10 protein-coding genes are annotated in these 11,680 nt (G+C 43.7%); 7 read left to right on the top strand and 3 right to left on the bottom strand.

All coding sequences use genetic code 11. The annotated features are described in order from the left end of the window. The first annotated feature begins 129 nt into the window (after positions 1–129). The 3 genes from sufR to H6F77_RS04610 all read left to right on the top strand — a co-directional run bounded on the left by sufR (position 130) and on the right by H6F77_RS04610 (position 3,058). The gene (gene sufR, locus H6F77_RS04620) at positions 130–768 is read left to right on the top strand and encodes an iron-sulfur cluster biosynthesis transcriptional regulator SufR (protein WP_190486081.1); all 639 of its coding nucleotides are present in this window, start codon (positions 130–132) and stop codon (positions 766–768) included. An 11-nt stretch (positions 769–779) separates the two neighbouring features. Further along, complete coding sequence (locus tag H6F77_RS04615; protein WP_190485844.1) at positions 780–1,037, top strand: NDH complex assembly factor CRR9; 258 nt, start codon at positions 780–782, stop codon at positions 1,035–1,037. A gap of 215 nt (positions 1,038–1,252) precedes the next feature. After that, positions 1,253–3,058 carry a pentapeptide repeat-containing protein gene (locus tag H6F77_RS04610; RefSeq protein ID WP_190485842.1) on the top strand — a complete coding sequence of 602 codons (1,806 nt, stop codon included), beginning with the start codon at positions 1,253–1,255 and terminating at the stop codon, positions 3,056–3,058. Positions 3,059–3,179: 121 nt separating this feature from the next. Here the strand turns inward: H6F77_RS04610 and H6F77_RS04605 are convergent, their stop codons facing one another. Beyond that, positions 3,180–3,941, bottom strand: a complete 762-nt coding sequence (locus tag H6F77_RS04605) for a C1 family peptidase (protein WP_190485840.1) — start codon at positions 3,939–3,941, stop codon at positions 3,180–3,182. Positions 3,942–4,098: 157 nt separating this feature from the next. Here H6F77_RS04605 and H6F77_RS04600 point away from each other — a divergent pair, with 157 nt between their 5' ends. Together H6F77_RS04600 and H6F77_RS04595 are read left to right on the top strand one after the other, a co-directional pair. Then, a complete protein-coding gene (locus tag H6F77_RS04600; protein WP_190485838.1) occupies positions 4,099–4,737 on the top strand; it encodes a histidine phosphatase family protein in 639 nt (212 codons plus the stop codon). Between the two features lie 52 nt (positions 4,738–4,789). Next, positions 4,790–5,908, top strand: a complete 1,119-nt coding sequence (locus tag H6F77_RS04595; protein WP_190485836.1) for a succinylglutamate desuccinylase/aspartoacylase family protein — start codon at positions 4,790–4,792, stop codon at positions 5,906–5,908. Positions 5,909–5,956: 48 nt separating this feature from the next. Here the strand turns inward: H6F77_RS04595 and H6F77_RS04590 are convergent, their stop codons facing one another. After that, positions 5,957–8,596, bottom strand: a complete 2,640-nt coding sequence (locus tag H6F77_RS04590; RefSeq protein ID WP_190485834.1) for a CHAT domain-containing protein — start codon at positions 8,594–8,596, stop codon at positions 5,957–5,959. A 243-nt stretch (positions 8,597–8,839) separates the two neighbouring features. Here H6F77_RS04590 and era point away from each other — a divergent pair, with 243 nt between their 5' ends. Further along, positions 8,840–9,820 carry a GTPase Era gene (gene era, locus H6F77_RS04585; RefSeq protein ID WP_190485831.1) on the top strand — a complete coding sequence of 327 codons (981 nt, stop codon included), beginning with the start codon at positions 8,840–8,842 and terminating at the stop codon, positions 9,818–9,820. A 51-nt stretch (positions 9,821–9,871) separates the two neighbouring features. Here the strand turns inward: era and aroB are convergent, their stop codons facing one another. Beyond that, the gene (gene aroB, locus H6F77_RS04580) at positions 9,872–10,969 is read right to left on the bottom strand and encodes a 3-dehydroquinate synthase (RefSeq protein WP_190485829.1); all 1,098 of its coding nucleotides are present in this window, start codon (positions 10,967–10,969) and stop codon (positions 9,872–9,874) included. A 94-nt stretch (positions 10,970–11,063) separates the two neighbouring features. Between aroB and petL the strand changes: the two genes are divergently transcribed. Next, on the top strand, positions 11,064–11,165 hold the full coding sequence (gene petL, locus H6F77_RS04575) for a cytochrome b6-f complex subunit PetL (RefSeq protein WP_190485827.1): 102 nt from the start codon (positions 11,064–11,066) through the stop codon (positions 11,163–11,165). The last annotated feature ends 515 nt before the right edge of the window (positions 11,166–11,680 follow it).

The raw sequence follows: 11,680 nt of genomic DNA, 5'->3' as shown, positions 1-11,680 counted from the left end.
GTCAGTAGCTATGCTGGGCAGACTGCAATTACAATAGTAAAACAACACCTGTGTTGCTTATCTCTATTTTAGGGTATTTTAGCAACAGGGATGTTGTCAAAGTCAAATGGGGATTTTCTGGCAATGACGATGGCGACCACTCAGCAGTCTTCGACCAAGCAGGACATCTTGCAACATTTACTGAAACAAGGTCAAGCTACTGCTATTGAGTTAGCAGACGTTTTGGAGGTTAGTCCGCAGGCGATTCGCCGCCATCTTAAGGATTTGGAGACGGAAGGGTTAATTGTATATCAACAGGTGCAAGCGGGGATGGGACGCCCGCAGCACGTTTATAAGCTAAGTCGTGCGGGGCGCGATCGCTTCCCCAGTCGTTACGGTGAGTTTGCTGTTGATTTCTTAGACACATTGACAGAAACGCTGGGTTACGAGCAAGCTAGCTCGGTTTTACGCAAGCACTGGGAACGCAAGGCGATGGAATATCGAGAGCGTCTGGGTGGGGGGACGTTGCGCGATCGCGTTGCTAAACTCGTCGAACTCCGCAAAGCCGAAGGCTATATGGCAGAGTGGTATTCCATAGAAGAAAGCGATTCTCAGTTTATATTGGCCGAGCATAACTGTGCAATATCCCACGTTGCCTCATCTTTTCCCAGCGTTTGCGGACATGAATTAGAAATGTTTGCCGCTGCCTTGCAAGATTGTAAAGTAGAACGGACGCACTGGATTATCGACGGACAGCATCGGTGCGGGTATTTGATTAAAGCAAAGTGAGTAAAATATTTATGTCTGCACAAGGACAACCATCAACGCAATTTTTGACATTTGAAGAAGCACTTAAGGTAGATGCAGCTTTACTATCTACCGAGGAAAAATTTTTAGCTAGACTAACAATTTCATCGTTGAAGGTGTTGAAACACATCGCCCAGGAATACGGTGTTGCTATTGAGGATTTAACGCTAGAACAGGCGATCGCTTGGTTTGAGAAAGATGCAAAGCTCAAGCGAGAACAGGGAGTTGATGCCGCGTTTTTGAAGTGGTAATTCTAAGATCGCCCTTGCTAAAGGGCGGGGTTTATACAAACAAATACTGCCTGTAAGAGCTTATGGGGTGGTGCGATCGCGTAGCAGCGCGATCGCACTTCGCTTTTATTGGTTAGTTTCATACTGGGAAGCTAGACACAAGTTTTACAGAAATCATTCCTGCCATACGCCCAGCATAAGAGAGAATAAGCGTAGTTGGCTGGAGGCTAATAAATATGGCTGAACAAATGGATCTAGCGTCCCTAGTTTCGAGGATTTCACAGCTAGAAGAACGGCAAAATATTCTGTCGAAATATGCTACACGGATGAAACGCCAGTTAGATGATCTGAGCCAACAATTTCAGATGCGCCCTGAGTTGCAGCACTTGGAAAGTTGGCAAGGTGCGATCGCGCAGTTATCCGAGCAAGTAGCTTATTTACAACAGCGCCACGAAGCGAACGAACCGCTACTAAGGGCTGAGTTTAACGAATCGGTGGTAGAGGTAGCTGATAGTAATTTCGATGCTGCTGAAACTGAGCAAGAGGAAATTGTTCCAGTTGAACAACAAGAGCGAACAGTCACAACCTTTAGCGATGAAGAATTCAAACTAGAGCGGATGATGCTGTTGATGAGAGGGGATGCAGCGGAGGACGAGAATCAAGAATCTAGGGATGAAGAATTCAAAGTAGAGCGAATGATGCTGCTGCTGATGAAAGAGGATGAAGCGGAGGACGAGAATCAAGAACCAGTTATCAGTGCTGAAGAATTTTTGAGGCGTTACAACGAGAAAGAAAGAGACTTTTGTGGGATTAACCTAGCTGGAGCAAATTTAAGTGGAACATCCCTGAGCTACCTAAACCTCAGAGGGGCAAATTTGAGGAGAGCTGAACTGTGTGAAGCAAACTTATCTAGCGTGAACCTGAGCGAAGCCAATCTCGAAAATGCCAACCTTAGTAAAGCAAAACTAACTGGTGCGGTCAATCTAACAAATGCAAAACTCACAAAGGCAAACTTAACAAGTGCATATTTGCCCAGTGCAGACCTAAGCGGGGCGAACTTAAGCGGAGCAAACCTTACAGAGGCGGATCTGTCACAGAAGGCTAATCTTACTGGAGCTAATCTTGCTGGAGCTAATCTCAGTCGAGCTAATCTATCATGGGGGGCAAACCTGAGCGGAGCCAACTTACGTGGAGCCAACTTGGATGGGTCATATCTTAAGACAGCTAAGTTGATGGGGGCAGACCTAAGTAATGCCAATTTGAGTAATGCTAACTTGCTAGAGGCAAATCTTGAAGGAGCAAATCTTCATGGTGCCAATCTTCACCAAGCACTTTGCAACAAAGCAACTATATTCCCTACAGGTTTCGATCCTGTTAAAGCAGGTGCTTACTTAATTGCTCCTGATTCATCGCTGAAAAATGTTAACTTGGCTGGCACTAATCTAAGTAGAGTAAACCTGAGTGGGGTAAACCTGAGTGGGGCGAATTTAAGCTCAACAAATTTGAGTGAAGCGGACTTGAGTGAAGCAAACTTGAGTGGTGCCAACCTGACTAAGGCAAATTTAAGCAGAGCAAAACTCCTTGAAGCAAATCTAAGCGAAACTAACTTAACTGAGACAGACTTGAGCGGTGCTGATCTAACGGCAGCAAACCTATTTAATGCAAAACTGAGCCGGACAAATTTAGAGGTTGCTAACTTAACCGCGGCAGACCTGCGTAAAACGAATCTGAAAGATGTAAATACTCGTAATGCAAATTTCAGTGGCTCTATTCTGGCTGGAGTTAATTTGGTTGGGGTAGGCTTTTACGGAAATCTAAGTGGGGCAGATTTGAGCGAAGCAAAACTTTGTGGAGCAAATTTGAGTGGAGCAAATTTGAGTTGGGCAAACCTAACAGGAGCAGACGTTCGTGGGGCAAAACTGGAGAGAGCCAACCTAGAATATGCCAATCTCAAAGGAGCAAACGGAGCAAACCTGGGGCAAGGCGATGCAAAGGCGAAGCTAACTGGTGCAATTATGCCTGATGGCACGACTCACGAGTAGACTTGGCTGATGTTCTGAAAGAGTTGTGCGTGCAATGACAGCGATCGCCCTTCTCGCTACAAATAAAGCGCGTAGCGAAGCGAACGAGCGCAGCGAGTATTGCCCTTACTCTTATTATTAATTACTTGACTATTCTTACTGTCCAAAAGTCAGCAGCTAAATCGGGATTCAAAATATAATCATAAGGTACGGTAAAATAACCAGCCATTCCCCATTGCTTACCCCAAGAGTTTCTAAGGATGAATCTCTTCTGGGAGTCATCATATCCAACTGCTAATACTGCATGACCTCCCACCAGTTGTTCATTAGTCCAAGGTAAATTTAACTTCCCTGTCTTAGCTACCTCTTCGCTTTCAAAAGTTTCATAAATTGTCATGCCCAAAGCGAAAGGAAAGCCAGAAGCTAGACAACCTTTTAGCTGGCGTAAACTCTGCGTAACCTGACTGTAAGAAATAGCTATATGTCTGCTAGCAGTGTCGTAACAGGTAGGAGTTGGCTGAACCATTAACCGTTCTGGTTTATAAGGCCAAATTGATTCAGGACAGACGCCAAATTTGTTAATAGACTTAATGGTATTTCTCAGCGTTGCGCCGCAATCTTGGTTAATTGTTCCTTCAATATCTCGCGTAACATAATAAGTAAATAGTTTACTAGGCTCAAAAGAAAATATCTTTTGCTTGGTTTGACAAAAGTAAAATGCTGCACTAATTGATTGTGCCGTACAGCTACCAATAGAACCTTGCTCGTAAACTGCTGGTAACTGCGATCGCAGATCTACTTTTGGCGGTAAATTGCTAATTACTTGTTGAGGTGCAGAATATTTAATGTCTCTTGAGTCTGGTCGGTCTGGAATCCAGCCATAGCCGCGAGGTTGCGTAGTCATTGGTTAAGTGAGGTAGATTTTACGCTTGACAAGCATACATCAATCTCCCTCGTAAAGTTGCAGCGATCGGGATGAATTAATAGGTATACCATTGAGCAAGCGTCCTCGCGATCGCGAAGCGTTGTATCCTTAACTCAGACCATCAGAGAAAATTACCTTGAGCCTAACTCTATACTTCCTCCGTCACGGACAAACTGCCCGCAGCCGAGATAATGTTTTCTGCGGTTCGATAGATCCAGAACTAACCCCAGATGGTTTGGATATGGCAAAGGCTTTTGCTGCTGCTTACCGCGATACCTCTTGGGAAGCTATTTTTTGCAGTCCCATGCAACGCACTAAAGCGACGGCGCAACCATTGCAAGAAGCAGTGGGAATGGAGTTGCAACTGCGGGAGGGGTTGAAGGAGATTAACTATGGCAAGTGGGAAGGACAATCGATAGAAACGGTTAGCAAGCAATACCACGATGATTACATTCGTTGGATTGCAGATCCTGCTTGGTATCCGCCGACTGATGGTGAAGCTGCTATAGCGATCGCGCACCGTTCTCTACAAGTTATTGAAGAAATTCAGCAGCTTTATAGCACGGGAAATGTGTTGATTGTCTCGCACAAAGCTACAATTCGCATTATGCTGTGCGAACTTTTAGGTATTGATGTCGGTCGCTTCCGCTATCGTTTGGGATGTCCGGTTGGTTCGGTTAGTATAGTAGAATTTGGTTCGCACGGCCCCTTACTTCATGCCCTGGCTGACCGCACGCATTTTGATGAGCGGTTGCGTAATTTACCGGGGACTTGAAAAGGCAAAATTATTCTTTGGCAAGGCTTGAGCTATCTAAAATATTTAGTCCATGATTCCGAATATTTCTACCATTCCGATTCAGCATCTTGCTTCAGGCGATCGCTTGTCAATTCAACTGTATAAATTTATCGGTGCTAACCCTGGTAAAAAGGCATATCTGCAAGCCAATCTGCACGGTGCTGAAATTGTTGGCAATGCGGTTATTCACCAGTTGATTGAGTTTTTGACAACGCTAGACGCCAGCCAGATAAACGGTGAAATTTGGCTGGTGCCAGTGTGCAACCCTATTAGCACAAATCAGCGATCGCACGTCTTTTCTACTGGTCGATATAATATCTACGATGGTAAAGACTGGAACCGCATCTTTTGGGACTATGAAAGTAGCGATCGCGCCCCAGGATGCGATGAATATTATATCGAGCTTGAGATAGATGCTATAAGAGAAAAATATTTAAAGCGCATTCAAAAAAGTTTTGCAAAGCTCTTAGAAAAAATAAATTCTCCTAGCAGCGTTCCATTCAACGAGCGATATCGCTACCAATTGCAATCTTTATGTTTAGATGCAGATTATGTTATAGACATCCATAGTTCTTCTAATCAAGCTATAGACTACATCTATGGTTTTCGTGGTAGAGAAGAAAGTGCAAAATATTTTTTGCTAGATTATGGAATTTTATTAGATGAATATGATGGTAATGCTTTTGATGAAGCTTTTATCAATCCTTGGCTAGCACTAGAAGATAGGCTGGGGAAGGTGGGAAAACCTATCCAATTTGATATAGAGTCTTGGACGCTAGAACTGGGTGGGGGAATGCAAATGAATCCAGAGTCTGTCGCTAAAGGTGTAGAGGGAATAAAAAATTATCTAGCTGCTAAAAAAATATTAGCGATCGCTGGTTATCCCCTCCCTGCTTCGGAGACAATGAGATCTATTGCAAAAACTAGCATTATTAAATACTATGCGCCAGTTGGAGGCATGATTCAATCAAGATTGCAGTTGGGTAGTTTTGTTAAAGCTGGAGAAAGGCTTTACCAGATTTTGAGTTTTAATAAAGAGTTAGAGTTACCTAAATTAATTGATATTTGTGCCTCTTCAGATGGTTTAGTGTTTGATGTTTCAACTAACCATGCTGTTAACGAAGGCGAGTATGTATTATCGTTAATTTAAATGAAGGATAATTCTAAATTAGAGATAGCCTTAATAATTTTATTGATATTAATCAGCTTGACCAATGAGAGTAAATGCCGCCCAATCTTTGGGATTGGGGTGTTGTTTCATTGTGGTTAGCATTGCCTTTCGCAGCGATCGCGCCTTATCTGGTTGTTGTTGCATCTGGCGATAAAACTCTGTCATCAAAAATGCCGTAGGAGCATCTGGAACCGACCACAGCGAGACAACTACACTCTTGACACCAGCAGAAATTAGCGAACGCGATAACCCAACAATGCCATCGCCTGTGATTTTTCCTCTGCCAGTGTCGCAAGCACTCAAAACAACTAATTCGGCGTTTAACTTAATCTTTGTATCCAAAATTTCCTCAGCGGTAAGAAAACCGTTAACCTTGCCTCTCCCGCCTTGGTAAGGTGGGGATGAAGGGGGGTCAGGAGCAAGAGCGATCGCGCTATTCATCCCCCTAAGTTCGTCCAGTAACCCGTGAGTTGCTAGATGAATAATTCGCGATGAAGGCATCTTCTGTAAGATGGCTCGTTTAGTGGCGCGATCGCCAATAATTGCTTGAGTTTTAAGTAAATGCGCGATCGCAATAGCTTCTTGTTCGGCACCAGGTAAGCTGGGCAATTTTTGTTCGGGTTCACCGCTATGGGTAGCTAAGCTGGGCATAGTAGGATTGCCAACTATTAGCGCATTTGAACCACCATAAAAAATCCCTGTCGTGCGCTTTTGCGTTAAATCCAAAACTTGAATCGAGGGTGCGCTGAGAATGGTGTGTTTTTCAATCAAGTATTTGCCATTGGCATCTTGTAAGGCGGGGAAGGGAACTAGGAATAAGAAGGATTGGGGAATAAAAATTACATGGGCGTTAGGATCTTTAGGTAGAAAATCAGCTATTGGTTCAATTAAAAGTTTATGCAGTTGCTTTAAGCGATCGCTCTGGCTAAACTTCTGAGCTTTGAAAACAAATCCCAAACCGCGATCGCTATCGGCGATAGGTTCGTTTTGAGGCAACAACAATAAAAATTTATTACTGCCAGCTACTAATAACATTAACAACGAAATAATTAACCAGCGAGATTTGCGGCTTACTTCTGCCAGAATTGTATTATTGCTACATCGAAATCGCCATAACCAGGCAGCAATACTGATGATGCTAGCAGAAACGATTAGAACTAAAGCGACTTCTATCCAAAAATCGTTTCTGCTGCGCTGGACTATAGCTACTACAGAATTACTAGCGTTTGAAACTTTTTGCTCGGATTTAGGATGCTCCATTACAATGTTTGAGTAGTTGGGTATTAACTGTCTAATAGTTGTTTTTTGTTGTTGCCATAGAGGATTGAGATCGACCAGGCGAAATCTCACTTCACCTGTAGGCGCGATCGCCCAGATTAAAATTGCTGCTGGACGCCATTTCTGATTAGCATCAAGGGGAAAATCATTATAGATAATCGAATATTGAACTAATGTGGCATTTTGTTTTTTAGCAACTAGCTGTATTTGTCTAATTTCTAGCGGTTTAATAGTGACTTTATTCGCGGTACTTTCTGAGATCCGCGATGATAATAACTCCACAATCGCTCTAGCTCTGCCACGCTCCGAGATTTCTAAAGCAGCATTTGTCTTCTTCTGAGCAATAAGTGTTTGTTGCAGCAAGCGGTAAGTGACAGCCTGAGTTTCAAACATTGAAATTTTATCACTATCAAGTAGTCCGTTTCGCAGAAGCTCCATAACCTTAATAGCAGCAAATAGCGTTTGTTCGGCATCAGCATACTTACCCAAAAGATAGTAAATTGGCCCCATGCCCGTGAGTGCTGTCGCTTCCCCCGTCTTGTTACCGACTTCTTTGAAAATGGTTCTTGCTTGTTTATAGAAGCTTAAAGATTGGGGATATTGTCCCAAAATGTAATAAGTTGATGCAATACCAGTAAGCGTTTTCCCTTGTTGAGCTTTGTCGCCTACTTGGTTGATAATTACCAAAGCTTGCTCAAAAAATTGCAAAGATTGATGATACTTACCCAGGTTTTTATAAACTGCGCCAATGCCAGTAAGAGTTTTCCCTTGTTGCGCTTTGTCACCTGCTTGTTTGATAATTACCAAAGCTTGCTTAAAGAACTTTAAAGCTTGGTTATAATCACCCATATTGTTGTAAACTGACCCGATACCAGTAAGAGTTTTTCCTTGCTGTGCCTTGTCACCTACTTGTTTGATAATTACCAAAGCTCGATAAAAAAACTTCAAGGCTTGGTCATATTGGCCTAAAGTTGTGTAAAGTGCGCCAATGTTGTTGAGCGTTGCTCCTTCACCCGCTTTGTTACCTATTTTTTTTGTAATTACTAAAGTTTGGTTGTAGCAATTTAAGGCTTGGGGATATTGTCCCAAATTAAAGTAAACTAAGCCAATGTAGTTGAGAGCAACCGTTTCACCTTGGCGATCGCCCTTCACTTTGGCGAGTGCTAAAACCTTTTGAAACGTCTGTAACGCTTCTCGAAACTGACCTTGGTTATACTGCTGCGTACCTGCTTGATACAGCAGCAATGCCTCTTTACTTCTATTTTCAGTAGTTTGGGCGCTAACCGATGCAGCCCCTATTAACCCTGTCCCTACCACCTGGATGCTTGAAGTTAGAGAAAATAGCAGAGTCGCAGTTACGAAGTTGAGGCGGTGAAAACGGCATCCCACAAGAATATTTCTCCTTCATCTATCTAAAGACTAACTTTATTAAGTGTTATCCATCGTGCTTTTTGAGAAAGTAAGCAAAATCTATCGGTTACGACGCTAGCGATCGCAGTACATTGGAGGAAACGCACTCCCCCTGCGCCTCCTTATAAGGGGAATGTCCCAACCACAAGCAAGTAATTCTTCTTGTAAATTGGGCATTTTGGGGCACATCGGCAAGTTGATAAAGCAAAACACGCGCACAATATGGAAGACGACGACAACACAGACTTACCCTTAGACAGCCAGCTACCGGAAATTTCAGAATGGCAAACTATTCCCCAAGCACCAGAGGGATTTAAATCTGGCTTCATAGCCATCATCGGACGCCCCAATGTGGGCAAATCGACGCTAATGAACTGCCTGGTAGGGCAAAAAATTGCTATCACTTCCCCAGTAGCCCAAACTACGCGAAATCGCCTGCGGGGAATTTTGACGACACCAGAAGCGCAGATAATTTTTGTGGACACTCCAGGAATCCACAAACCCCATCACCAACTGGGGAAAGTATTAGTTCAAAATGCCAGAATTGCCATTGATTCTGTCGATGTAGTGTTGTTTGTCGTAGATGGTTCCGTCGAGGCTGGAGGGGGCGATCGCTTCATTGTCGATATTCTAGAACGAACCAAAACCCCAGTTATCTTAGGATTAAACAAATCAGATCAACAACCAGCAGATTCACAGCGGATAAATAATAGCTATTCCCAGCTAGCTGAACCTCACAACTGGGAAATTGTCAAATTTTCCGCCCTTACAGGCGACGGCACGGACGCGCTACAACAAACATTAATTAACAGCCTAGAACCTGGCCCATACTATTATCCCCCAGACTTAGTAACCGACCAGCCGGAACGCTTTATCATCGGCGAACTAATCCGCGAACAAATATTACTGCTAACCCGCGAAGAAGTACCCCACTCAGTAGCAGTCATCATCGAGATGATAGAAGAGCAACCTAACCTTACCCGCGTTTTTGCTAGCATTAACGTTGAACGCGATTCCCAAAAAGGTATTTTGATAGGTAAAAGCGGTATTATGCTAAAAACACTTGGCAGCGCCGCCCGCGAACAAATCCAAAAGTTAATTGCTGGAAAAGTCTATCTAGAACTGTTTGTTAAAGTCGAACCCAAATGGCGGCAATCTCGCCTGCGCTTAGCCGAGTTGGGTTATAAAGTCGAAAAAGACTAAACCGCAGCCGCACGTCTATTGCCTTTATCTGTAACACGCTGCGGTTAACAACTAAGATTCCATTTGTCGCAGCACTTGCCTAATCAAATCTTGGGGTACTTGGTCAGTCACCGTCGCAGCGCCAATCTGGGTAGGAAGTACAAATCGCACTTTACCTGCTTGGACTTTTTTATCGCTTTGTAGCGCCTCGATTATCGCTTCAATATTAACGCCTGCTGGCAACTTAGTAGGTAATGCCGCTTTTCTGATTAAAGCATCCTGACGCTGCGCGGCTGCTTTGTCCCAAAGTTCGAGATAAGCAGCCAATTGACCTGCTGCTACCATACCAATTGCAACAGCTTCGCCATGATTGACTAAACGATAGCCTGTCAAGCTTTCTACAGCATGAGCGATGGTGTGTCCGTAGTTGAGAATTGCCCGCAGTCCAGATTCTTTTTCGTCTTTGCTAACTACAGTTGCTTTTGCTTGGCAAGAGCGAATTAGAATTTCTTGCAATAATCCATCATCGAGGTGGTCTAGTTGGTCGAGGCTTGCAGCTTGCTCCATCTGAACGAATAACTCCGCATCCCAGATGACGCCGTACTTGATAACTTCTGCCATCCCAGCCCGAAATTCCCGCACTGGTAAGGTAGACAGCACCTTTGGGTCAATTAAAACCAGTTTGGGTTGATAAAATGCGCCAATTAAGTTTTTTCCTTGGGGATGATTGACGCCAGTTTTGCCGCCTATTGAGGCATCGACCATCGCTAAAAGTGTGGTTGGCACTTGCACGAAGTTGATGCCGCGCAGCCAGGTGGCTGCTGCAAAGCCTGTCATATCGCCAATTACGCCTCCCCCCAAAGCTACTAAGGTTGAGGAACGCTCTAGGAGGTTTTCAAAGGCGGCGCTGTAGATTTTTTGGACTGAGGCGAGGCTTTTGTAACGTTCTCCGGCTGGGAGGGTGCAGGATGCGACTTCAAACCCGGCTTCTTGGAGGGATGCGATCGCAGATTTACCGTAATAGCGGAAAAGCTCTCGGTTAGAAACCACTAAGGCTTTCTTCCCCACATTCAATTTCGCCATCAATGAACCCAGTTGCTCTAAGCTGTCTGGCGCGATCGCGATGTCGTAAGATTCATTTGGCAAATCAACACTAATAACAGATTGCATAGTAAAACCCAATAGATTAATCGCCCGTGCGGTGCATTATACTTTATATTGCCAACTCCCTACTTGCTAGGGAAATCACTTGCATGGAAACTGAATGGAACTCTCTGCTGTTATAGCTTATTTCTTAATATTGGGGGGTGCCACTGGTGCTGCCCTAGCCCTGTTTTTCGGCCTAAAAGCTGTCAAGTTGATCTAAGCTTTTATTAGCTATCGGGTGGGCGTTGCCCACCCTACTAAACACGTTAAAAGTTAAAAGCCAAAAGGCAAAAGAAAAAGCTATGGGATTCAGCTTACTACTTATAGTTTAAAACACTCAAACCCCAATCAGCATTCTGGCAATTTCCTTTTATGCTGGGGACTTTGTGCAGTTGCAATCTTATGTCCTTACTTATATGGATGCTTTTGCGAGCCGATTTTCAAAGCCTAGCTCTATAATCTTTGGCTCTAAATAATTTTGCTAATTTTACCCATTTTTTTTAAATTTTAGCTGTTCTGAACATACTAAATTACTGCCGCAGACGTTGACAGGATCGTGGCAATCAAGGCTTTGTCGGGCATCGCCAGTCACAAAATTCGCCACCTAAAGTTATTTTCTATATATAGCAATCCTAAATCAGTTGTGAGAAATTGCCATAGGTAAACAGCTTTGGAAAGTCAAAGATTTGGCGATGAGTAACAAACTCAAATAAATACTTAACAGCAGCAAAAGAT

The organism is Microcoleus sp. FACHB-831 (genome assembly GCF_014695585.1).
Lineage (GTDB): Bacteria > Cyanobacteriota > Cyanobacteriia > Cyanobacteriales > FACHB-T130 > FACHB-831.
This window is presented reverse-complemented; position numbering and strand designations above follow the sequence as displayed.